Below are 24,056 nucleotides of genomic sequence, written 5' to 3'. Positions count from 1 at the left end.
GAAGAGGAGAATGGCCCCTGGCCTCTTGGTGATTAAAAGTAACAATCCACGCCCCTGCGCGAGGGGCGACCCGGTATTTTTAACCTTGTGCCCTGCAATGTAGTGACGGATGTATGTATATATGCTATAATGATTACAGGATGCATATGCATATCGTTACTGATGTGAGACATATTTCCGGGTATATACTTCTGCTCACGTTCGATGATGGCGCCGTTAAAGTCTTTGACTTCGAGCCCGAATTATGGGGGGAGGTTATGCAGCCGCTGAAAGACATAGAGATTTTCGGGCAGGTGGAAATAGATCACGGTGCCCTGAGGTGGCCCAAGTATGATATAGACTTCTGTCCCGATTCTCTCTATGAGGCAGCGGTCCCCCTGAAAAGAGTAGTTGAAGCCTGGAAGGGGGCGGCATAATGAATGGCCACAAGCAAGGATGCCGATGCCCGGTATGCAGGTCTGAGAGGGGAGAGCGGGAAAGCAAGAAGCCTTTTACGCTCAGGCTCTCTCAGAAGATGCTCGACAAGCTGAAGGACAAAGCAGATAAGCAAGGTGTGACAGTGACGGCCATTATTGAAAAAGCCATAGAGAGCCTGTGACCATTCCCTCCTCTGTTTCAATCCACGCCCCTGCGCGAGGGGCGACCAAGTTCCTCGCGACGAAGGTCAAGTGTCACTGATCGCCTTAATCGATCCACCCATGATCGGCTAAGAGGGATTATTCAGTGGATCATTAGGGTGATTACTCAGTGGATCATTTCAGGTGACTAGTGACATCCCGGGCGTAATTAGAGATATAAGGGGTGGGTCAGGAAGGGCTCTGGTTCTGCGCATACAGAATCAGGGTTTTCTACCCGCTGTCCTGTCTTTTTCCCCACTCGGACTCACCGCTTTCCGGAATTTTTCTCTCTTTGGCCCCTTTAACCGCTCTTCTTTAAGAAATATTTGGACTTTTCGGAAATTTATTGTATAATTTCTGCGGATTCCGACGGAGGCCGGACTCAAAACTCCTTTCCTCAATCTGGAGGTGGCGACGAGATCTGTGAAGAAATTAATCCCAAATATAAGCCTGATATATGATATTAGCGTAATTGGCGAGGTTCAACATTTTATTTGATAATGAACGAATACTGTGTATTTCAGTACAGCTAAGGGAATCGATTTATCCGTAAAAACGGATCCGTTCAAATTTTATTGATGGAAACCCGAACTACTATGAGCAATGAAATCTATATCCCGCCTCATTACACGTTCTTTTCAGATTTCAAGGGATTTGAAGATTTAAGAGATAAAATTTCTCAGGATTATCTGGGCTCACGATATAGAAAGGAGACGCATGATATTTTTGAAGCTCTGGAATCCAAGAAGAGAGCAATAATACTTGCTGATCCGGGTTACGGCAAGACAAGGTTATTTGAAGAATTTAAGAAGTGGAATGAAAGAAAAAGCTTAGGCACCTTCATTATTAAACTCAAATCTTATCTTGAAAGAGATCAGCTTGTAGACTTCATCGAGAACCAAATTTCGATCGAACTTGGGTCTGTCTTCGTCCTTGCGAACAATTCAAGGCCGTTGAGTCTATGCCTCGATGGCCTTGATGAAGTCGATCAGAATCTTTTCAACTACCTTATACAGCAGATTCGTACCTTCATGGTGCGTTTCAGCAACAATAATATCTATATAGCTTGCAGATCATTCTTCTATAGAAAATTTCCAGTCTTCAGAGAAAGTGGCATCCCTTATTTCTATCTGGATAGATTTAATAATCAGCAGATTCGTGAATATCTTTCTTTAGTCATGAGCCCAGAAGCCAAAAGAGAATTCAGTGAAGAACTCATAAATGAAATCATCAATGATTTCCGGACACCTGACAATGAAGCGATAATACGAATCCCTCGTTATCTTGAAAAATATGCGCACTATTTCCTGAAGTTCAGACCCAATAAGCCCTCAAAATCGGAGCTCTTCGATTATTTCATTGATGAGAGGTTAACGTTGGAGGATTCAAAGAAAGGCTTTCAGGACAGTGCGCTTGTCAGACATCTCCTGGAAAAGATCGCCCTTATAATGGAGATATATCAGAAGAATGAGTTAGACAAGAATGAATTGTTGACGATCCTCGATGATCTCAACTCGAATATTGCAGCAAATTTCTTGAGCTCAGATAAATTGAGAATTCTCTTCGATCGTAGCCTATTGGTGGACAATGGAAAATCCATCTCATTCGAAGATAGGTCTCTCCAGGAATACCGGGCCTCACGTGAATTACTTCGTTTGGGCGGCCAAAGGGCAATTTTCGAATTGGCTGTTGAACAAATAGTCGAGGAAATTCATCCAAGTTGGTTCGAAACATTAATGTTTGCGGTTGATCAGAGTATAGATCTGCTTGAACCCCTCGTTGAATTTGGAATGAATAATTATGGAATTCATGACAGAGTCATTGAAAGTAAGGAATACTTGAGATTTCTCATAAATGCTAATACTTCACGATTATCGAAAGCTCAGAAAATAAGCATCTTCATGCGAGTCTTTGACCAATATCAGAAAGAGCTTGTCTGGATCGATTGGGAAATTGATGAGAAACTCGCAGATTTCTATGATGATTCAGTGGAAAAATACCTGAAGACTTTCATAAAGAAAAGAAAGAGAGTTAAGAAGAGTGTAAGTCTCAGCAATGACAATATCAGGCAGGGGAATATAACAATCATAATTGGCTATCTCCTGCATAAGAACAAGTTTGGCGAGAAATCCAAGAAATACTGGAGAAATAGACTAATACGATTCGCAAATGACAAGAATGAAAACGGTGTCCTCCAGAGAAAAGCACTGTATGCGTTGGCTGGCTTACAGGATAACTCAATCATAAAACAAGTTGCTAGTGCCTTCGATCATCCCGATTCGGCTGTCAGAGATAGTTTCCTTGAATTCTGTCGTGTCACTGATCCAAATGCTGTTGAAAGTGTGTCTTATTTTATCAAAGGAATGAAGCAAAATCAATCCCATGCTTTTCAGTGCCTGAATTCGATTACTGAGTCCGAAGCCATTAGGAGGGTTCTAGACAGCCTCATTGAAGATTCTGCATTCTTGAGAGCTTTTTCAAGAGACAATAGATCTTCTTCTAGAGATGGTGAGGGGATTTTCAAAGCCATCAACGCATGTTATAACATCGAAATAGGAGAGAAATTGTTCAAAATTCTTTTCCTTATGGTGAAGAATGCCTGGTCCACGGACTCTTTGGAAAATGAAATACTTAAATTGCTGGAGGCAAAAGACCAACACATCTTTGACAAAATCTGTAAAGAAATTGTGGATGCCGGTGCTTCGAACGAACTCATAATCAGTTTCAAAGATTTCTTTGCGGAGAATATAACGATGAAGAATGTATCAGCCTTCGCTGAATACTTTCGGGATTACAGTGGACCCATCTGGATCTTGTATGGTATCTTCAGAGCAGCCAGAGATATGCGAGGAGATGAGGGGATATCTATCTATGAGGAGGGCCGTAAATATTTCAGATCCATATTTGAGACTGCTGAGCATACTGCGAATGAAAATAAGGAAGAACAGACTTCAAAAGAAGAAGGAATCTATGATGAATTCCGATTCAGGTTAGCGCCCCTAGAAGGCAAATATATGACCAATTTATTCTCATTCTTTCTCAATAATCGTAAGAAATTGGAGCAATACCTACAGAAGGAAGATATTGACAGAATTAAGTTGTTGACGGTTGAAATTCTCACCAAATTCGATCCGAAGGATTTTCACCTGAAAATTCTAGAGAGTGATAGTAAGAAAGGAAATAGAAAGTTCAGTTTGAGCGGAGACATATTTCTTTTCGAGGACTGCATTGAGGTCGCACATGAACTCTCAATCCTGATAAGCCCAGAGATGAGACAAAATCTCATTAGTTTCATTCCATATGCTCATCAGTGCATGGAGACGATTCTCAAATTGATCGATAATATTCGCGATAGCGATATGCATCGCATCATGGACATCTACCATTCTGAGAATGATCTAAGATACTTCAGACCTGATAATCTGATAGATTTGGCCAAACATAGCAGGAGTAACGGTCTGCTTTCAATTCTACGAGGATTTGTTGTCGATGATAAAATTGATGATTCCCTGCGCGAAAAGGCTTTGAGGGCATGTGAAGAATTCCAGCCAGACCGAAATTACTTGAATGAAATAAGCAACTCTGAGAGTCTATGTGAGGCTCTGCAGATCATAGCGAATGAACTTCTAATTAGAAACCATGATGATCAGGAGGCGACTAAGTGGCGTATTAATCAAATAAAGGAGAGAAAATTCAAGTTTTCTTACCCTCTGAACGGACACATGGTGGGTCCAGAAGAGGAAGAGCTGGATAATAAGAGATTCGCATATCCAATTATGGTGATTAAATCGTCGATATACTGGTATGAATTTCAGGATCTCTTGAGATTCTCACTCACCATCATAAGGGAAGACATGAATTATTGGAATTATGCTCAATACATATGGCATATTGTAGTTCAATATGTCGATAATCTAAAACATCTCGGCAACTATGAACCAATAAGATTGCTTGAGCAGTTTATAGCGGGGCATGCAGAGGAAGAAGGCATTAATTGGTTCAAGCAAAAATTTAAAACACTAAAGAGGAGCTATCTTGTATATCTCGGTCAACAAAAATCAATCACTGCCTGCATTAAGAAATACAATACTCTAAAGGCTCACCAATATGTTGATATCAACACACCACGTGAACTCCATGAGAAGGTGATCGAACTCATAGATGGAAAATTTCGCTCATGGATTGAAATTGAGGGAGCTCGTGAACAATTCTATGATTCCAATAGAAGGGCATTCCGTGAACCGAGATTACAGAAACTTATCTATACAAAATTGAATGACGAATTGAGGCATCTGGGGATAAGAAGCATATTGAGAGAACCCCAGAAACTTGATGATGAAAGAGTGGACTTCCTGGTTTCATATGGTTTCTCTCCCAACATCAAGGAGGCGATTGAAGTCAAGAAATCTGACCATAAAGATCTTGGTCTAAATGCAGAACTTACGGAAAAAGAATCTTTTCTGAAGTTGAAAAGTTACATGGAAGGATTCCATTGTGATAATGGAATATTATTGATTTTCAATATTCATCATGATGATCTCAAGTGGTCTGCTCTGCTCAAGAAGGTGAAAGTTGCTTATTCCTGCATCAGGAATATAACTGTAATTGGCATCGATGCGAGAAATTGAGCTTGGGCACTAATACAGAAATACAAGCAAACATCCGAGTTCATGGTTCATCTAATATGCTAAGAGCGGAGCCATTGCTTACCTCAAGAACCTGCCACAGGCGATGGGTGTCCAGTCGCTGTCATGCTTCAATGGAGCCACCGATTTTCATCGGTGGATAGCATACAACCGGGCCGGGGTGGTGACGAAAGTTGAAGTGCTTCAATGGGGCCACCGATCTTCATCGATGGATATGAACCTGCAACGGTCCGGTTGTTGGGAATGTCACCGGGCTTCAATGGAGCCACCGATTTTTATCGGTGGATATCAATGTTGCCCACGATCTTCTGGTTGCCGTAAAGGTCGCTTCAATGGAGCCAACGATCTTCATCGGTGGATATAAGAAGAGATATATGAGATAGAAGGCATCGGTATCGAGCTTCAATGGAGCCACCGATTTCATCGATGGATATTGTGATCAACTATGTGCCTCGCCTTTACGATTTTGCGCTTCAATGGAGCCAACGATTTTCATCGGTGGATATTCTAGGAGCGTGTCACGTCGCCGGTGTAGACATTGTAGCTTCAATGGGGCCAACGATCTTCATCGGTGGATATGAAGAACGGGTAATGGAGAGCCGTCGAAGTGTGGGAGCTTCAATGGAGCCACCGATTTTCATCGATGGATATTTCAAGTGCCCCGGGGTAGAGCACCATGTCGCAGTCGCTTCAATGGAGCCGCCGATTTGCATCGGTGGATATAGGTCCTGCCACCACTCTCTGATCATCAGTGATATTACTTCAATGGAGCCAACGATCTTCATCGGTAGACACTTGCATCATCTGACGCGTCGTCGAAAAAAGCCGTAACCCTTCAATGTATCCACCGATTTTCATCGGTGGATACGTAGAAGAGGTCAATGGGTTCGACCCAATTCCCCTCGCTTCAATGGAGCCACCGGTTTTCATCGGTGGATATAGGCAGGAGGCACGGTGCTTGTATATTTCGAGGGCACGCTTCAATGGAGCCACCGATTTTCAATGACCACAGCAGTTCCTACTCTATATTCATTTGTCAAAGAACAAAAAACTATATCACTATAACAGTAGGTATTTCTGAAAAAATAGTCTCGGGCAATACTGATTCAGCATTCTGACCGGCACCAAATCAGGAATGTTGTGAGATGCCATTGCCATAGATGTTTCTGCCATCCTTTCGCTAATCAGGGAGAAAGAGCCCCATTCCATAATGGCTGCTGTGGCCAATGGTGAAAGGGACCTTCTGTTCATTCTCAAACTCGACCTCAAAACCCCAGCCCCATCGAGGTATTTCATTCTTGGACGGCCGCGCTCTCCTGAAGTCATACCATTTATTCTTACCTGAAGGATACAATGGCGACACTTTCAGTGGTTCAGGATATCCATGCAAACCGAACTCTTTCTTAAGCTTTTCACAGTGCCAGGCCAGGAAATCGCCTCTGCCCTTCCTGTAATGGTAATCAGGCAAAAAAGGGGTTACGCTTTTGTATCTTCTGGAAGATTTGTGCTTCTTTGGTAGCGCTTTGAGAACGCCTTCCTGGCTTCCCCAGTAAATAGGAACCAGATTTATTTCATAGTTCCCCCTTTGTGGAATTCTCGTATTTCTCCCCAAAGCCTCAAGTTCAGTATCAGTGTAATCTTCGCCGGCAATCACGGCAATATGATCGGTTTTCCCATCCTGATCGTTATCGAATACAATAAATTTGCAATGCTTATGGCCTTTCAGCGGAACACTCTTCCTCGTCTTGCCACTGAATTTTTCAGATACTGCGGCAGGATCACCAATAACTTTCTTATGAATCCCCATAAGGAACCTTCGAACCATTTCTGACGTGGAAATTGCCTCTGTGTACCGTGGAAGCACCTTTGAATTCAGAGCATACAGGACGGTATTTACCTTCAGTTTAGGCAATTTTTTTACCTGATAGTCTTTTCCATAAAGCTCATTTTTGCATATATAGGGCAGTGTAATCATTCCAGGAGGAGAACTGAGACAATCCTGCAGAACATTCGAAGTATCGTAGCATATTGCGTCAAGCCAACTTACCGTTTGTCGCTTCTTCCCTCTGATTATCTCGTACGGTTCCTTCTCGTACTCTCCTTTTGGCTTGGTGCAGCAGATAAATAAACGGTGTTCATCATCAATGGGATTTGATGGGTCATCATGCCGCTCTTCCGGAATACAGTTCCATTTTATCTTCTCCCATTCATTTTCCAGCTGGCATTGGACCCAGGATTCAGAACGGCCGAGATACTGCAAACCTGAAAGAAGCGTGCTTAAAAACTCCTGGCTGCCGTCAGACAATGGTTCACTTGTATGCCACCCTATATGCATTGTATCAGCTTTCCCCAACGAGATGAAAGGATCCAGAATCTTGTTTTTGTCTGAGGGATCAATTGTATTGGCACTCATGAAGTATCTCAGGTGTGAAGTCATCACTCTCGGAAGTGCATAAAAGGCCGGAGTATCGGATAGATGTTCCAGAATTGGAGCAATCTGCATTTCAGTGTAATTGCAGAATTTGCGCTTCCATGTATCTATCAGGGCTCGTACGAAACGATACTGAGATGGCGGCCATTCTGGAGTGCCTTCATTAACGTGTTTACCATAGGGTGTCGCATGATACCTGCCGGCAATGAATTTTATGCTTATCACAATCACAGCCGATGCCTCCTTGGTCAAAAATAACAGTCTGATACTGAAGCATCTGCCAGGATTATGCAGATTCTCTCTCTTCGTTCACGGCACCATCATCCGCAGGCTTTGCCTTACTTTCCTTCTTGACTGATTCGCATTCCAATTCAGTCACCGCAGGAGAGGCGAAAAGCCCTTCGTCTGCACACTCTTTTATCATTGATTGAAGGGCATTGAGCAGTTCACCTTCGTCAGGCACAGCAGGTAATTTTTCAGGCATGGTAATCTTCAGGCCGCCTTTACACTTGAAATCACATGAAGTCCTTAATCGAAGGCCCCTGTTGAGAAAGCGTCGAATTTTAAGCAGGCAGAATACCAGGAAGAATTTTTTCACACGGTCATTTCCGGCAAAATATCCCTGTAACTGGGTGATATCAATATTAAAGTATGCCTTTATTACAGATGCGGTATATTCCGTTCTGTGATACGGCACATTTCCATATACATCTTTATCAAAATCCTTTGCTCTTATTTCACCCTTAGGATCATAGGCATTGTTTTTAACGCCGCCGTATGAGACTTCCCTCACATCTTCGGCTTCAATGAATGCTGACAAAAGCCGCGGCACCTTCAGCCTTCCATCTCCAATATTGGCCATAAAAACACCATGCACAAGAGAAGAAGGATCATAATATAGCAAAGCCCCTGCAACTTTTTGCCAGTCAATCGGCTTTTTTTCTTCATAGCCGCTTTTGGCTCTGAACACCGATTCAAAGGGCTCCTTTGATTTATGAGCCTTAATAATAAAAGGTGAATTAATTCTATGGGCTTCCACAAGAGAGGAGGTTTCAGATTTCAGTGCTCCTTTCAGCTTTACTTTGATATATGGAATCCCAGCCAGATCATCATCTATACCGGGTCCATCACCTTTCACGCAGACTTTTTCAAATCTGTTTGCCATAGACTGCGCTGATTCCACGAGAATTTTGCGCCTTCCATCAGGGAGCTCATAGACCGCCGACCCGATATCGGGGAAGCCTGTCGGCTGAAATCTTTCACCCTGCACAGGCTCAAGCTCACATTCAAGGAGCAGTCTCGGACTTTTAAGGATCTGGTCGCAGAAAACCGTCACATTGTTATTCATCTCTTACCTCCTAAATTTTTATTAAGGAACCTTCAGAAAGACTTTCTCAGTTTTAAAACTCCAGATCAGCAGTTTTCACCGGTATGAGCATTGAGGCAGCAAGCCTGCCCCCATTGCAGTGATCAGGAAATATGACGTCCGGAGGATTAAGACCCGATGAAAAAAGGCGTCTTTGTGCAGTTCGGCAGGCATCACTAATTCTGTTGGCCAATAATTTCGGAATAATTCCCTCTTCCGGCTTAATTGTCTGCTTTTTACCAGAAATGCTGAATGGAATATACGGCAGAAAGAGCTTCTTTAACAGTTTGTATTCGCCGGAGACAGGAAGCTGATATACCGGCTTCTTCCACCTTTCAGGTGTTTTCATAAACCTGATATCTTTGATAGAAAAACAGGCGAAGAGGAGGTCTTCTATCAGAGAATCGCTACATAAATTCATTATGAAAGCCATCACATCTCGGGCAGATAAACAGACGGCAGATGACAGCGGATTTCTTTCAGCATTTTCTCTTGCAGCATCAACCATTCTCCTCATCAGTACATAAGAGAGCCTCCTGGAAAAATTCGATCCCTTCCAGCTTACCTTGCCTGAGCTCTTGTTCCATTGATAGGCATTTATAGGATCAACCCCATACAGGTATGCACTGAGAGAACCCAGCTTCTCCTCTGTCTGTATGGAAGCCAATGCCGCTGCAATGCGAAGCTCTACAGAACCATCATCAGCTGCTTCAATCCACCTGCTTGTGAGCGAATATATTGGATTTATACTATTTTGTTTATGATCCTGTATTGAGAGGACCTTATTTATACGGCCGAGAACAGTGAATGCATCAATGACCGCAGAAGCGTTACCACGCATCAGCATCTGATATATCTTTTCACGCAACATCTTCAGATGGGACAGGAGAGTCGTATTCTCGGTTTTTCTGAACTGCCTGAACACGGGGTCAAATTCTCTTACGAGATCATTATGGGTTCTCTCCTTAACTGATATGACTCCCGCCGGAACCGTTACATAGGCGTTCCCCCTTCTTTCTAGAAGTGCATACCTCGCAAAAGAGCCGACTCCTCTGTCTGTGCCGAGAGAAGAAACCGCTTCTGCAAACTGCATTGCACTGCGGACCCGCTTGGATTTTAATTCAGCCCTTCCTTCCGAAATAAAATGAATAAATTCAATTAATGTGACAGGATTTTTCCATACTGGAAGCCAGATCTCGCCTCGTGACTTTTCGTCATCTGATGCTGAAGAGAAGCCAAATGCGCCATTGCTTACCGTGAAGGGGCTCCTTGCGGATATACTCCCTGTGGAAGCAAATCTTCTTGAGAGAGAGCCATTCCAGCAGAGCACACCTTCAATGGCAAGAACATATTCCCAGGGATTTATCGGTATGTTTTCTGTCACGATTCTATTGCCCTGATTAGGTCCACCGGCTCTGCCGGGATAGAGAAATCCTATAGGGTATTTCTGAAAATCCTCACATGGCTTCCCATAGAACGAGTTATCCAGCAGATTCATTGATTTCTGGCAATTCTTGGGATCAAGGATCAGCCAGTGGATCATCTGCATAAACAATGACGAAAACTCGGAATTGCCGTCATTCCCCCCGCTGCCCATCACCGGCGGGAAGCTGAGCTCCCCGGAAGAGTCGATTATGACTGCTGTGTCAAGCCATTTCAAAAAATTCTCGCCAAGCGAGTTCCTGCACTGCTGTATCAATCTGGATTTATATGCTTTATCCTTATCGCCGCTGCATTTGAGCTTCTCGTTAAAACCCGGCAGACGCCTTATGTCCTCAATGGTCTCACAATATTCTCTCACCCTCGGATCGGCCGAATTGGATATTTGATTGAGAGACTTCACACATTCCCTGTTTCCGGGCACTCCCTTTGCATCATATGGATAAAATCCGCTTCCCATGTTCCAGGGAGAAAGAATGGGTGACGGTTTATACTTATCAATAAAGAAGTCGATAATATTGATATTTTGGGACATTTCAAGGCGGAAGATTCCTTCCTTCCAGTATCCCCTTATTTGGTCTGAGACTTGCTCTGAGAGAATGCGGAATATTCCCAGTGACTTGAAGAAGGATGAGAAGGGTTCCAATTTGCAGCCAGGCAAATCTACGGTCATCATATAAGCCCTCCACTTTCGCGTTCATCAGCGGCTCGAATAAGGCTTTCCATAAAAGCCAGCCTGAAAGGCCCGTATTCTTCTCGTAAACCAAGAACGCGCTGAGTCCAGCTTTCCATTTTACCGCTGCGGCCCAATTCCATATAAACCAAATCTATATCCGAGGGTAGTATCTTGAGTTCATTACCGACTCTTATTTCTGAATGCGGAGCTTCAGGAATTCTGTCTCCTTCCCAGACACCGCGGGCAAATCTCTTCTGCTTATCACCAGGCCGATCTTCTTCAGGTAATGCCCTTATGGAAAGCCTCACTTTCCCATGATGAGATGCCGCCAGATATGCAATAAGATCACCTGCTCCGTTCTGAAGTGCAAGAAGTGCCGACGCCAGCTCATGGCGGAATCCCTTCCGCTCGTGCCTTATCCGTTTTGAAGGCGACTTCGCATAAAGCTCATTGGAAGATGGAGCAGGACTGCTGTTATTGTGAAGGCTTTTTTGAAACACCGGGTGAGCCTTCCCAACATCATGCCACAAAGCCGATTTGATTAACCTGTCCTCGGGAAGACTACTATCATAGCCCAGCATTTTCAGAATATATCGCAGCTTGTTCACTACCCCGGTTGTATGATCCTGGATAGTCTTCCACGAATTGCTTTCAGAGAGGTCATCGGACGCGTTATTATCCATAGATGCCAAATGTATTGGATTACCTGGCAATACAACAGGGCTTTTGCTCTCCTTGCTCCATCCGATTTCTTCCAGGTAGCCTCCATCAGCACAATTCATCATCAGCACCATTCCCGGCACAATCTCATTTGCGCCGGCCGGTTGCCACTCACCTTCAATATAGTTTTTCTTCCACACAGTACCGGGCTTTTTCTTCAGGATCTCCTTTATATCTGCCACCGGCACATTACAAAGCTCCTTACGCGCAGGATCATTCTGATATTTCAAAAGCACAGTCTTACTGTCTTCCCTCCAAAACACATGCACGTTGAAATCTTCTGCCTCACGGATGAATCTTGAAATATCCATATCAAACCCGGAAATGTCTGCCGTGGTGTCGAAAAGCTCTACAATATCTTTTTTTCTTATCACAAAGCCCTCTTCTACCTCCATTTGCTGATTGCAGGAGTTAAGCGATCCTGGATTGACCTGCTTATTTTCGAATTTTTTGCAGATATCAGAAGATGTCCTTATCTGTTCAATTTGATAAGGACTTACGATTTTCAAGAGGTCCTTGTCAGCCGGTTCATCACTGAATCCGATCCAGTATATTTCAGAATGGTCAAGGTTTCCCCATCGGTTAACTCTGCCGTATCTCTGTACCATTGATGCCCATGGGGCTATTTCAGTGAACATGAGCGAACACGAGATATCCACTCCCGCTTCAATAACCTGTGTGGATACCACTATTCTGCCGAACTGGCCGACATTTTCATCTAAAGCTTTTTTCAAAGCTTTTTCTCTGTCATCTGGCCGAAACTGAGAATGCAACAAGACAATCTCCGGTTTCACCGCACAATCAGGTTTTCCTTGTTGTTCCTTAATTTTACGGTAAAGATCCCTTGCTCTTCGAACGGTATTCAGGACAACGATTGTGTTTCTGGATTCGCTTGGAGATCGCTCAGAGGCTTTCTGTTTCATATTGTTACAATGACGTTCCAAAACCTCCTTGGCAAGGCTTGAAATATAATTCTTATCGTCTAGTGTTGAAGAGGCCTTGCGCAGAGTTTTGTATGCCTTCATCCTGCTATTCAATAAGCGGTTCTTTTGATCATCATCTAGAAGCTCTTCGCGATGCATGCTTTGTGTCTGGTAATTCACTGTTCTGAGCCATTCTTCTCTCAGCGTGGCACTCATCCATAATGAATGACTGCCTCCATAGACTCCAAATGAATCCCTGAATGCCTGAAGCTGGGTTGTTGTATAAAGGCCGCTTCCCATGAGCTGTATCTCATCCATCACCCATAAACAGTCGTTATTGAGTAACGCGAAATCTTTCGGCCAGCGGTATTTTGATGCTCCGTATCCCCTGTTCAAAGCACGGGAAAGAAGCATGTCCTGAGTGCCCACCAATATTGCATCAGATTCCGGATAAAGAGACCAAAGATTCTCATTATCGGATTTGCTCGAACCTCCCGATGAATCGGCTGAAAAGGTATAAACACTCTTATCACCGCCGAGAAGCTTGGCAACAATAACACCCTTGCACGAATTCATATTGAAAGGGACGTCCAATTTCTCAATCCATTCCTTGATTACATTAAATGTCTGTTCTACAAGCACCCGCATGGGAAGACAGTAAATTAAGCGCATTGGAGTCTGCTTTCTCAACTTTTCGTCACCAGAAAACAATCTGCGCCAAAGCCAGGAGATTACGACTGCAGCGGTTTTCCCGGCACCTGTAGGTACACTGAGAACAGTGGGATATTCTTGATGACATCCCATTCTCTTTTGATATGGCCAAGGATCTGTGCCGGTTGCCGCCTTAAAGAAAACATCATAAGAACTGAAATTAGTCACCGTCATCTCCTCCGTCGGCCTCAAATAATCAAAGCGTTAGATTTTCAGATCAAATCATAATATCACTTTGCATGTCCGACAAACTTTCACGATCATTACATAACCGCATTTTACTATGCTCTGCTGACATCATGAATGTCAGTGAAAACAAATCAGGTACCATGTGAGCCATCAGAAAACTGTCTTCAGATCTCCTTCATACAAAACACTTCCAGATCGAACACAGTATTTTACGGGAAAAAAGCGGGGATTCTTGCTAGGATATTTGAAAAGATGAGTTTGATTTTCCTTATAATCTTTGACACCGTAATAAAATGCACCTCCATGCATTACTTATTCATCGTAGCACCTTCCGCTGACACATGTACGGCAGAGCTATTCTAAAACTTTTCACCTTAGTAAAACATTGCCGAGCGAATAGTGACAGAGAGGCGGGAAATTCTTTGAGAATTTTTCCCGGGGAGATGAAGACGAGGAAAACTTGCAGTTACAAAGCCATATGCGAAGAGGGCAGGGGACATTCTCCTCTTCAGCAAACAATTGGGATTGTCGCTATAGGTGCATCTCAGCGCAGACAATCCCTGTTTGCCGGGAGAATTCCCCTGCCCTCTCTTGACGCTTATAGTTATTTCCTCAGGTGGTCGGCTTTCTCTTTTTCGTTCACCGGCTCGGCCCTGCCGCCCAGGTGCTTTGCAAAGAACTGCTCGGCGGCGGCATAGAATATCATGTTGTTTTCCGGCCGCGCGAAGCCGTGGCCCTCGTCGGGGAAGAGGAGATACTCTACCTCTTTGCCGTTTTTCCTCATGGCCGCCACTATCTGATCGCTTTCAGCCTGCTTCACCCTGGGGTCGTTGGCGCCCTGGGCTATGAGGAGAGGCGCTTTAATCTGGCCCGCCTTGAAGAGAGGAGAGCGGGACTTCAGGAACTCCTCGTCCTTTTCGAGGCTTCCCACGCGCCTGGTGAAAATGGCCTTTCCGGCCTCCCAGTAAGGGGGAAGTGTTTTCATCAGGGTGATGATATTGGAAGGGCCCACCATGTCCACACCGCAGGCAAACTCGTCGGGGGTGAAGGCCAGTCCCACGAGCGTGGCATACCCTCCGTAGCTTCCCCCGTATATGGCAACACGCCTGGGATCCGCAAAGCCCTGGGCAAGAGCCCACTTTTTCCCGTCAAGAAGGTCATCATGCATTTTCCCTGCCCATTCCCTGTTTCCCGCGTTCAGGTAAGCCTTCCCGTAGCCCGTGGAGCCGCGGAAATTTATCTGGAGCACCGCGTAGCCCCTGTTCGCGAACCACTGCACCTCCCTGTTGAAGCACCAGCGGTCGCGGTACCATGGCCCTCCATGGACGTTCAGGATGAGGGGGAGGTTTTTGTGGGGGAGGCCCGCGGGAAGGGTGAGATAACCATAGATCTGCATGCCGTCGCGGGCTTTGAAGCTTATCGGCTTCATCGGGGAAAAGGCATACTTGTCGAGATCGGGATAATAACTGAAAAGGAAGGCGGCCTTCCCCGTGCTCCTGTCATACTCGTAAGCGCAGGGAGGCTTGCTGTCAATGGTATAATCAACGGTCCAGCGGGAGTTGGCATAATCCCTGCTGATGATCTGGAAGTCGCCGTCGCAGGCTTTCCTGAGGTTCTCAAGATCGGCGGCAACGCCGGGATCAATGGCTTTCCAGGTGGCGCGCTCACCGAGGATCTGCACTGCCAGCAGGGTGTGGTTTTTGGGATGGGTGAGGATGCGGGCCACGTCGAACTGGGGATCGGAGGCGATAACCTTCCGGGCTTTCGTGGCAAGATCAATTTCCAGCAGTCTTATGGCGTTAGCGCCGAGGCTTGTGAGGACATACACCCCCTTGTTATCGGGAGTGAAGGCAACGACGCCGTCGCCGGTATCATCACCGGACCATTTCATGAGGACTTCCCAGGGCGATTGCCCGTCTTTTCTTGTGCGGATCTCCATGCCGCCGTCGGGGAGGCTTGCCCCTGCAGCCCGCACAGTGAACGTGTTGTCGGGCACCCAGTCTGCAACATCACCGGGGTTCTTCGTATCAAGCTCCATGGCTCCGTTCTTCAGGTTAATCCTGTAAACATCCATGTAGCGCCTGTCGCGGATGTTGCACTGGACAAGGAGGGTATCGGGGAATGCGGGATCGACAGCGAGAATCTCCGCCCTGATACCCATGAAGGGCGTGAGGTCACGTGTCGCTTTGGTGGCAAGCTCGGTCTGGAAGATGTGGTAGTTTTCATCGCCGTCATTGTCCTGCATGTAGAGAATGTGGGCGCTGTCGCCCTGCCAGAGGAATACGTGGATGCCCCTTTTCCTGTCGCCCGTCACGACGGCGTCATCGGTTTTCCCCAGGGTCTTTACCCAGACATTGAGAACTCCCTGGTGGGGCGCAAGGTACGCAAGTCTTGTCCCGTCGGGCGAGATCCTGGGAACGGCTCTGGCGGGATTCCCGAAAAGAAGGCTCCTTGGAATGAGCGGCGGAGCCCCGGCCTCTGCCGGATCCGCTGCAAGCCCCGCAAAAATGAAAAAGCATGCCATTGCGCCAAGCCCCCACACTATATATCTGACTATTCCGCTCATGAGATATTTCCTTCCCTTCACTGTAAGAATAAAAAGGCAGAAACACAGGGTCTATGCCGCAGCAGCGCTGCGGGCCTCTCACACATTGGGTATGTTCGTTCCGTAGAATATCTCCACCATCTCTTTCTTGAGCCTGGCCTTTATCCTTTTCCTTTCCTCCCTGTCAAGCTCTTTCCTGGTGGTGCCGAAGAGGTAGTTGTCCAGGTCGAACTGGTTCAGCAGCATCTTGGTATGAAAAATATTTTCCTGGTATACGTTCACATCGATCATCTGGTAACGGTTCTTATATTTTCCCAGGATGAAATTCTGTATGGAAGTGATCTTGTGATCGATAAAGAGCTTCCTGCCGTCAATTTTTCTGGTGAACCCCCTCACGCGGTAATCAATGGTCACAATGTCGGAGTCAAAGCTCCCCAGCAGGTAATTGAGGGCCTTGAGGGGCGAGATGTGGCCGCATGTTGATACATCGATGTCGGCCCTGAAGGTGCTGATGCCCTCGTCGGGGTGGCTTTCAGGGTAAGTGTGGACCGTGATGTGGCTCTTGTCCAGGTGGGCCACCACCGCGTCGGGGAAGGCGCAGGGCCCCTCTTCCCCGTTGAGGATATGACTCCCGTTATGCTCTTCAATGGGCTTCCCGTCAGAGATCAGCATGGTGACACTCGCTCCCTGGGGATCATAATCCTGGCTGGCAATATTCAGGATGGTAGCGCCTATTATATCAGAGACATCGGTGAGAATCTTGGTAAGTCTCTCGGCGTTGTACTGCTCGTCGATATACTCGATGTAGCCTTTCCTGTGCTTTATTGATTTCGCGTAACAGATGTCGTATATGTTAAAGCTCAGTATCTTGGTGAGGTTGTTGAAGCCATGAAGCCTGAGTTTCCTGATTGGTTTATACTGCATCGGGCGCTCCTGCGGGAAAAGTGGCACTGGGCCTCTTGAAGGTCACTGGAAAGATTCTATCAAAAAAATTCCCTTTGCGCAACATGGCGGCCCTCTTCCCTGATCCTGCAGCAGTGCCGTTCCCGGTGAAGGATATCTCACCGGGTGAGATTAAATCTTTACCTGAGGAAAAATTCGTACAATAAGGAGGAGCCTTGAGCGAGACAGCATCATTTTGCAGTTACTGTGGCCGGGAATTCAAGCCTGGCGAGGATTTTTGTGCTGACTGCGGTGCGCCGAAAGAGGGGGAAGGCCCGCAGCCGGCCATTTCAGAGCCGCCGCCTGGAGGCCCCCCCGGTGGCCCGGAAGCAGTCCTGGACGTGATCCCTTACCTTGTAGAGATCAAGGGCTTCCTGGGCCTTGGCACAAAATTCATGAACCTGGTGGTGACAACTGAACGCCTTATTTTCGCCCTCATGCCTGATGAGCTGTTCAGCGAGGTCAGCGACATAGATATCAAGGTGACGGAAAAGGCTGAAGAGAAAGGGCTGGACTGGAGGGAATACATAGAAAGCCATGATTTTTCCAGTGCGCCATGGAGAAAATACCTGGCATGGCAGCCAGAGGATATAGTGAAGGAGCATAAAGGCAATTTCGCCTTTACCTTCAAGGATATTCTCACGGCGCGACTTTTGCTGGACAAAGGTTCCGAAGGCGAAGTTCCCTATGACGTGCTTGTCCTTGAGGCGGGGGGCAAAACCTGGGAACTCAACTGCGCCTGGGGCAACGGCCACCATGTGCGGAGGGCACTCTCGGAAGTGATAAGGCTCGAAGTAGGGGAGAGGGAGATCTCCAGTTGACATTTCCCGTATTTTGATATATCCTTTGATGTAACTGCCCGCCCTTATGAACTGCGGGCGGAATATCAATGAAAGCAGGTTATGGCAATGAGTGAATCATTAGTGTTGCACCGGTCGTTTTACTGCCCGGCAATGAACAAGGAGAAGCGCTACACCATCTATCTCCCTCCGAGCTACCGCTACCAGCCCGAAGCTCGCTATTCCGCCGTGTATCTTCTCCCGGGCCTTATGGATTACGAGATGACATGGGTGGAGAAGGGGAGAGTCCATGAACATATGGATCATCTCATATACAGCGGCACCATCGGCGAGATGATAGTTGTCATGCCTGACAAGGACGATGCCGCCCTTGACCCCCACAGGAAGGCGGAGTTTGCCTACTACCTCGGCAGAGACCTGGTAGGCCATATCGATTACGAGTTCAGGACCATCGCCAGCCGCTACCACCGCGGGATTGAAGGCCTCTCGCTGGGAGCCTCATGGGCTATCTTCATGGGAGCTCATTTCCCCGAGATGTTCTGTTCCGTCGGCTGCCTCTCGGGAGGCTTCGGTGATGATATCTACAGGACCATATGGGAGAAAAAGGAGTACCTCCATGAGCTGGGCATGCGCTTCAGAGTCGGAGTCGGCGCCTGGGAGCCCGAGTTTATCCCCGGGAACGAGAAGTTTGTCCATTTCCTGAGAGACCTTGGCTTTTTCTGCGAGTTTGAGATGACGGAAGGTCCCCATGACTGGCCCCTCTGGGTAAAGCAGATATACAACTCGCTCCAGTTCCACTTTTATTCCTTCAACCCGGTGCATGCGTAAAGGGAGCGTCCCCGGTCGTCAGACCGTCGAGAGGGAGCCAGAAAGGGGGATACCGGGAAGGTTATGGAAAATATGGTGCAGGTGAAAAGGATAATGGCATGTGCCATCCTTCTCCTCATTGTCGTCATGCCGCTCCAGGGCTTTGCAGAGAAGGAAAGACAGGGCGAAGAGAGCCGGGAGCAGGTGGAAAATACCAATGATGACATGCTGTGGAGCCATGCCTTCGAGTTTCTCAAGGCGGTCCTCAAAGGCTCTATGAGCAAAGCCCGGGTGATTCTGGAGGAGAATCCCCAGATACCCTTCGCCAGGGATAGAAACGGCTTTACCCTTCTCCATTACATGGCGCGGGAAAACAAGCCCGAAGCCGCAACAATGCTCATTGAAAGAAATGCCCCTGTCAAGGCGGAGACCACCCTGGGCTTCACTCCGCTGGAGTTTGCCGCGCAGACGGGAAGTATCGGCGTTGCAAGGCTCCTCATCGCCAAGGGTGCTCCCGTCAACGACGGCAGGGCGGGAAGCTCGCCTTCACTGAGCTATGCCGTGCAGAGCAACCAGAAGGACATGGTGCTCTACCTTATTGCACAGGGGGCAAATGTGGCGAAGGGCATTAATCAATCGGGCTATACCGCACTCCATTATGCCGCGAGAAACGGGAACCTGGAGATCGTGAAGATACTTGTTGAAAAGGGAGCCAACGTGAATGCCCGCGTGTCGGACGGCCCCACTCCCCTGAGATGTGCCGCCAGCAAGGGTAAAAAAGAGGTAATGCAGTACCTCAAGGAGCGCGGGGCAGAAGAATAGGCTGGTATGCTCCGGAGTATAAAAAAGGAGGACGAGGGGAAATGAACCGGTATGTCATCATTGGAAACGGAGTGGCCGGTGACAGCGCCGCAGTGAAGATCCGCGAGCTGGACAGCGCTGGCCCCATCGATATGTTTACCAGGGAGGAGCATTCTTTCTACTACCGCCCGCGGCTCATAGACTATCTTGCCGGGGAAGTGACCCTCCAGCGGATCACGCTTCACCGCAAGGAATGGTACGATGAGCAGCATATCGGCCTCCATCTGTCAACGGAGATAGCTTCCGTCGATACGGTGAAAAAAGAGGTAGCCACTTCTTCGGGAGAGGTCTTTCCCTATGACAGGCTCCTTTTCGCGACGGGCGCCGAATGCTTCGTGCCGCCCATTTCAGGCGTGCCAGAGCAGAAGGAGAGGGTTTTCACCCTGAAGCACAGCGGCGATGCCGACAGGATACTTGAAAAAGCGAAGGCCTCGAAGGAGGCACTGCTCATCGGCGGGGGGCTCCTGGGGCTTGAAACGGGAAACAGCCTCAGAAAACTGGGTCTCTCGGTGCATGTGGTGGAGTTTTTCCCGCGCCTGCTGCCGCGCCAGCTCGACGTGAAGGGGGCAGGGATCCTGCAGAGCATCCTCGCTTCCCTGGGGTTTGTCTTTTACCTGGGGGAGACATCGGAGAGGCTTGACGGCGACGGCGCAAGGCTCAGGCTCCACCTGAAGAGCGGAAAAACCGTGGAAGGAGACTTTGTCATAGTCTCGGCAGGAGTGAGGCCCGATCTCACGCTCGCACGGAAGGCCGGCCTGGCCGTCGGCAAGGGCATCACAGCCGATGACCTCATGAAGACCAGCGTGGCTGACATCTTTGCCGCCGGTGATGCCATTGAGCACAGGAGCAGGCTTTACGGCATCTGGCCCCCTGCCAGGGAGCAGGGAGAGGTGGCAGGATCGGTGATGGCGGGCCATCAAAAGGCCTACGAGGGCACCCTCCCCTCGCACAAGCTCAAGGTGGTGGGAATCGATCTTGTCTCCATGGGGGAGATTGACGCCGAGGAAAAGCATGAGTCTCTCGTGCTTTTCCATGAGGGAAAGTCCTATAAGAAGGCAGTGGTCTCAGAAGGCACGGTAATCGGGGCCATCATGCTCGGTGACACCGCCGGCGAGACCCAGGTGGCAAAGGCCATCAGGGAGAAAGCCCCTGTTGACAGCGTCAGGGAGTTTTTCCGCTGAGTGCCTTCAGACCCTTTTGGCCCCGATATGGATGTGGTTGAAATGGTTGCCGCCGACATTGGTTCTGTAGAGCACCTGGTAGCGGATGCCGTTGATGGTCTTCGTGAAGACGCCGCCCTTGGAGCCCCAGTTTGCGGGGCCGCCGAGGGCCTGGACAATTCTTGATGCCGCTGAGTCTGACGATGCCGTAGGTGTGCTTGATCCCCACCCGACATCATTGGCATAGGCTGTTTTGTTGCCGATGTAGTGATCAGACACGTTCCCCGAGGCGGTCATCTGCGTGCCGCGCTTTGCAGAGGTGACGCTGAAGCCTTTACCCGCAAGGGACACGAGGCTCTTCACCGGGTTCTCGGTGCCTGCCCATCCCCCTGAAGGTGAGAGATTCGCCTTGCCATTGGGCGTGCCATTCGTGTCAACGGGGCCTGTGTCGCCGTTGTCGTAGTCAGCGCCGCCTCCGCCGCCGTTGCCGCCTCCACCGTCATAGTTGTTTCCCTGGAGGCCGCCGTTGTTCATGCCGTTTGCCTGCATGAACTGGCTGTACATCGCCATTATTTCCATGAAGCTCTTCATCATGCTCATGAGGGTACCCTGCATGGCGAAGGAAGGAATCCCGGCCATCATCCCTGAAGCCTGAGGATTCTGCGTCATGAGGTTTGATGCTTCGAGGCTCGAGGAGAGCCTGTCGGTTCCCGTGCCAAATCCTCCCGTAAAGGATGGCATCCCGAATGAGCCCGAGGTGCCGGGAAGCCCCATCAGCGACGTGGCGCTGAAGCCTGAAAGGGCCGGCATACTGCCGGAAAATGAAGGCATGGAGCCTGTGAATGCTGGCTGCGTATATCCCATCCTGGTCATAATGATCCTCCTGGTGCAGTACCTTTGAGGCCATGTCACGACAGCAGATAAAAAGGCCCTGAAAGGGCCCTTAAAAAATGCTGAAATGATGAACGGGATGTTACTTTTTACCTCATTTTCCCATGCTCTGCCTCATCTGGGTGCAGCAGGGAAAGGAGGGATGGACAGGCTCATGGCCTACTACCTGGAGCGTTAAGGAGCTTTGCCCCTTCCTCACCGAGACTTCCCTGGGAAACCCGCTGTTGAGGCTCCCGTAGGAGGCGGGGTACCTGAAGAAATGCTCCCGGGCGAGGCTTTTTGGAGGGATGGTCCTGGGCCTCCCTCCTGTTCCTGCCTCCCCTCCGTATGCGACGGAATAGAGGGCGTAATTGTTCGCCGAGGCAATATTGAAGATGTATCTTGTCTTCAGGAACAGGTCAAACTTCCTGCAGTAGATGAGAGCCTTGTCGATAAGCCTGTTGGAGCTGTCATAGACCTCCACGAGATGCGTGCCTCCCGGAATGTCGAGCTTGGCGGTGGTATGCGGATCCACAGCTATGAGCTTTTTTGAATCAAGATGCACGGTTACTGAGGTCCCGAGGCCGTTGTCGAAATACACTTCGGCCAGGTTGGGGAAGAGCGCCCTGAGGGCAAAGAGGACAAGAAAAAGCGCAAGGACAATCAGGAGACCTGTAAAAAGCCATTTTCTGCCCTTTTTCAAGAACACCACCTCTCCTGAGATTTCAGCGAAGCGGCGTGAGAATCCTCTCTCACCTCCGGGGGCTTTCAGCGAAGCGGCTTTTTCAGAAGCCTGGAAGCGCTTTGCCAGGCCTCCTCCTCCCTCAGGATGCGCGCTTCTTCTTCCACATCTGGGGTGAAGTGCCTGATGATGAGATCCTGCTCCTGGCAGGCAGTCCGGGCCTTTCCGGGGGACCGCATGGTTCTTTCGAGGCGCTTGAAGAGAATGGAGCTCTCGACTCTCTCCCTGTTCTGCACGACACTCACCGAGAGGCGCGAGAGGGAAAGCTTCCTGGCATGGCTGTTAAAGCAGGCGATGATTTTCCGCATCAGTTTTACCAGGGAGGGATCTTTAAGGGAGAGGCCCGAGAAATACACGGTGAAAGAGTCAATGAAGCGGGCGATGTGGACCTGCTGGGCTTTTGCCCGCCTTCCTTTCCTGAAGCGTGCCATGGTCCGGAAAAAGGCCGATTCCAGCAGGCATATTACTTTGTCGCCCATCTCGTAGCCGAGAAGATCGTTGATGCCCTTGAGGCCGATTCCATACTCATCGCCCCTCAGGATGTCACGGGAGACGGCTTTGAGCCTGTCGCCAAGGGCGAGGGAGTAGACAGGCTCGGCGTGGAGAAGCACGCCCCGCTCTCCCGCCCTGTTGAGGTTGTTCACCACCGTTTTCAGGAATTCTTCGCTGATGATGGGGTATTTTACCCTCCGGGGATTGTAGGGCCTGAAGGGGGCGAGCGTCACTTTCAGGAGCTCCCGGGTCTCGGAGCCTATATCGCTTGTGACGCTGTCGAGGCTTATCCTGTGCGGGAGACTCTTGGCCCGCTTGAGATTGTGCTGGGCAAGCTCGAACATCATGAAGGCCGCCTTGCTGAGGTGCTCTTCCCCGAAGGGGGCTTCATGGTCAATTCCGGCGAGATGGAGAGCCTGCCTGCTTGAGATCACTCCGAATGAGATGGTGAGAGGCCATATTTTCCCGCTGTTGAACTCTTCGAAGCTTCCCGTCTGCCTGTTGAAAAGCCAGCGGGTCGTCGCCTTCACAGCTTCACCGTATCCCGCCGGAAGATGCTTTCCCACCTCTTTTGTGACTCTCCTGAGAGCGTCGGCCGATGACTCGCCGCTTTCCCTGCTGAACAGGACAAGGTGCCCCGCCGATCTCGGGAGGGGATCGAGGATAATGCCCTTTTCTTCAAGGTGATGCCTGATTGATGCGATAAAAGCCGTCGGCGATGTCCCCTGGCCGGCCTCGATGCCTGAAAGGCAGGCCACAATGTGGCGCTCCCTGAAGGCTCCCTCAAGGGCATGCTGGACTTTTTCAAGCAGATGCGTGAGGTGCGCCCCGTCGCTCTGAGATCGGGGGAAGACCAGGGCTGCCTCGTCACCAACGAAGGTGACCTCAGGGGACTCTTTTCCTCCAGGACCCCTGAACCGGGCGGCCCTGTCCCTTATCAACGCCCTGGCCTGCTTGAGCAGCGCGTCCATTATGGCTCTCCCGTAAAGGCTGTTCAGGTCTTTGAAATTATTGAAGTCACCTATGGCGAGCCATACAGTGGAAAGGGGAGTATCAGGCGGCAGGGCCAGGGCCTTCACGAGCTGGGTGATAAGGTGCTGTCCCTTTGATGCCATGGG

Annotated in this window: 16 protein-coding genes; 7 read left to right on the top strand and 9 right to left on the bottom strand. The window is 48.7% G+C overall.

The features are described from left to right. The first annotated feature begins 146 nt into the window (after positions 1–146). From RDV48_00405 to RDV48_00395, 3 genes are all read left to right on the top strand, one after another. Positions 147–416, top strand: a complete 270-nt coding sequence (locus RDV48_00405) for a DUF2442 domain-containing protein (protein MDQ7821229.1) — start codon at positions 147–149, stop codon at positions 414–416. After that, complete coding sequence (locus RDV48_00400; protein MDQ7821228.1) at positions 416–598, top strand: ribbon-helix-helix protein, CopG family; 183 nt, start codon at positions 416–418, stop codon at positions 596–598. Before RDV48_00405 ends, RDV48_00400 begins: the two co-directional genes overlap by 1 nt. Before the next feature lie 615 nt (positions 599–1,213). Beyond that, a complete protein-coding gene (locus tag RDV48_00395) occupies positions 1,214–5,245 on the top strand; it encodes a hypothetical protein (protein ID MDQ7821227.1) in 4,032 nt (1,343 codons plus the stop codon). A gap of 1,198 nt (positions 5,246–6,443) precedes the next feature. Here RDV48_00395 and csb2 read toward each other — a convergent pair. The 6 genes from csb2 to speD all read right to left on the bottom strand — a co-directional run bounded on the left by csb2 (position 6,444) and on the right by speD (position 17,188). Further along, entirely contained in the window at positions 6,444–7,925 is a 1,482-nt protein-coding gene (gene csb2 / locus RDV48_00390) for a type I-U CRISPR-associated protein Csb2 (GenBank protein MDQ7821226.1), read from the bottom strand. Positions 7,926–7,980: 55 nt separating this feature from the next. Then, positions 7,981–9,042, bottom strand: coding sequence for a type I-U CRISPR-associated RAMP protein Csb1/Cas7u (gene cas7u / locus RDV48_00385; GenBank protein ID MDQ7821225.1), 1,062 nt, complete (start codon positions 9,040–9,042; stop codon positions 7,981–7,983). A 52-nt stretch (positions 9,043–9,094) separates the two neighbouring features. Beyond that, positions 9,095–11,176 carry a type I-U CRISPR-associated protein Csx17 gene (gene csx17 / locus RDV48_00380; GenBank protein ID MDQ7821224.1) on the bottom strand — a complete coding sequence of 694 codons (2,082 nt, stop codon included), beginning with the start codon at positions 11,174–11,176 and terminating at the stop codon, positions 9,095–9,097. Then, positions 11,173–13,698: a CRISPR-associated helicase Cas3' gene (cas3, locus tag RDV48_00375; GenBank protein ID MDQ7821223.1), complete on the bottom strand. Its 2,526-nt coding sequence runs from the start codon at positions 13,696–13,698 to the stop codon at positions 11,173–11,175. The genes csx17 and cas3 overlap by 4 nt, the downstream gene beginning before the upstream one ends. Positions 13,699–14,323: 625 nt before the next feature. Continuing rightward, positions 14,324–16,285, bottom strand: coding sequence for a S9 family peptidase (locus tag RDV48_00370; GenBank protein MDQ7821222.1), 1,962 nt, complete (start codon positions 16,283–16,285; stop codon positions 14,324–14,326). A gap of 78 nt (positions 16,286–16,363) precedes the next feature. Continuing rightward, complete coding sequence (speD, locus tag RDV48_00365; GenBank protein ID MDQ7821221.1) at positions 16,364–17,188, bottom strand: adenosylmethionine decarboxylase; 825 nt, start codon at positions 17,186–17,188, stop codon at positions 16,364–16,366. 194 nt (positions 17,189–17,382) lie between these two features. Here speD and RDV48_00360 point away from each other — a divergent pair, with 194 nt between their 5' ends. From RDV48_00360 to RDV48_00345, 4 genes are all read left to right on the top strand, one after another. Further along, complete coding sequence (locus RDV48_00360; protein MDQ7821220.1) at positions 17,383–18,027, top strand: zinc ribbon domain-containing protein; 645 nt, start codon at positions 17,383–17,385, stop codon at positions 18,025–18,027. Positions 18,028–18,114: 87 nt separating this feature from the next. Further along, complete coding sequence (locus tag RDV48_00355; GenBank protein MDQ7821219.1) at positions 18,115–18,834, top strand: alpha/beta hydrolase-fold protein; 720 nt, start codon at positions 18,115–18,117, stop codon at positions 18,832–18,834. Positions 18,835–18,897: 63 nt separating this feature from the next. After that, entirely contained in the window at positions 18,898–19,635 is a 738-nt protein-coding gene (locus RDV48_00350; protein MDQ7821218.1) for an ankyrin repeat domain-containing protein, read from the top strand. Between the two features lie 41 nt (positions 19,636–19,676). Further along, positions 19,677–20,855: an FAD-dependent oxidoreductase gene (locus tag RDV48_00345; protein ID MDQ7821217.1), complete on the top strand. Its 1,179-nt coding sequence runs from the start codon at positions 19,677–19,679 to the stop codon at positions 20,853–20,855. A 6-nt stretch (positions 20,856–20,861) separates the two neighbouring features. On the opposite strand, the gene RDV48_00340 is transcribed toward RDV48_00345, so the two are convergent. The 3 genes from RDV48_00340 to RDV48_00330 all read right to left on the bottom strand — a co-directional run bounded on the left by RDV48_00340 (position 20,862) and on the right by RDV48_00330 (position 24,053). Further along, a complete protein-coding gene (locus RDV48_00340) occupies positions 20,862–21,707 on the bottom strand; it encodes a hypothetical protein (GenBank protein ID MDQ7821216.1) in 846 nt (281 codons plus the stop codon). A 112-nt stretch (positions 21,708–21,819) separates the two neighbouring features. Further along, positions 21,820–22,407, bottom strand: coding sequence for a hypothetical protein (locus tag RDV48_00335; protein ID MDQ7821215.1), 588 nt, complete (start codon positions 22,405–22,407; stop codon positions 21,820–21,822). A gap of 65 nt (positions 22,408–22,472) precedes the next feature. Continuing rightward, complete coding sequence (locus tag RDV48_00330; protein MDQ7821214.1) at positions 22,473–24,053, bottom strand: hypothetical protein; 1,581 nt, start codon at positions 24,051–24,053, stop codon at positions 22,473–22,475. Positions 24,054–24,056 lie beyond the last annotated feature (3 nt).

It is taken from the genome of Candidatus Eremiobacterota bacterium (assembly GCA_031082125.1).
In the GTDB taxonomy this organism is placed as follows: Bacteria; Vulcanimicrobiota; CADAWZ01; order CADAWZ01; family Ess09-12; genus Ess09-12.
This window is presented reverse-complemented; position numbering and strand designations above follow the sequence as displayed.

Excerpts from the sequence above, each read along its gene's own strand:
- RDV48_00405 (MDQ7821229.1), top strand. The coding sequence starts at position 147 with ATGCATATCGTTACTGATGTGAGACATATTTCCGGGTATATACTTCTG.
- RDV48_00400 (MDQ7821228.1), top strand. The coding sequence starts at position 416 with ATGAATGGCCACAAGCAAGGATGCCGATGCCCGGTATGCAGGTCTGAG.
- RDV48_00395 (MDQ7821227.1), top strand. The coding sequence starts at position 1,214 with ATGAGCAATGAAATCTATATCCCGCCTCATTACACGTTCTTTTCAGAT.
- cas7u (MDQ7821225.1), bottom strand. The coding sequence starts at position 9,042 with ATGAATAACAATGTGACGGTTTTCTGCGACCAGATCCTTAAAAGTCCG.
- csx17 (MDQ7821224.1), bottom strand. The coding sequence starts at position 11,176 with ATGATGACCGTAGATTTGCCTGGCTGCAAATTGGAACCCTTCTCATCC.
- RDV48_00370 (MDQ7821222.1), bottom strand. The coding sequence starts at position 16,285 with ATGAGCGGAATAGTCAGATATATAGTGTGGGGGCTTGGCGCAATGGCA.
- speD (MDQ7821221.1), bottom strand. The coding sequence starts at position 17,188 with ATGCAGTATAAACCAATCAGGAAACTCAGGCTTCATGGCTTCAACAAC.
- RDV48_00355 (MDQ7821219.1), top strand. The coding sequence starts at position 18,115 with ATGAGTGAATCATTAGTGTTGCACCGGTCGTTTTACTGCCCGGCAATG.
- RDV48_00350 (MDQ7821218.1), top strand. The coding sequence starts at position 18,898 with ATGGAAAATATGGTGCAGGTGAAAAGGATAATGGCATGTGCCATCCTT.
- RDV48_00345 (MDQ7821217.1), top strand. The coding sequence starts at position 19,677 with ATGAACCGGTATGTCATCATTGGAAACGGAGTGGCCGGTGACAGCGCC.
- RDV48_00340 (MDQ7821216.1), bottom strand. The coding sequence starts at position 21,707 with ATGACCAGGATGGGATATACGCAGCCAGCATTCACAGGCTCCATGCCT.
- RDV48_00330 (MDQ7821214.1), bottom strand. The coding sequence starts at position 24,053 with ATGGCATCAAAGGGACAGCACCTTATCACCCAGCTCGTGAAGGCCCTG.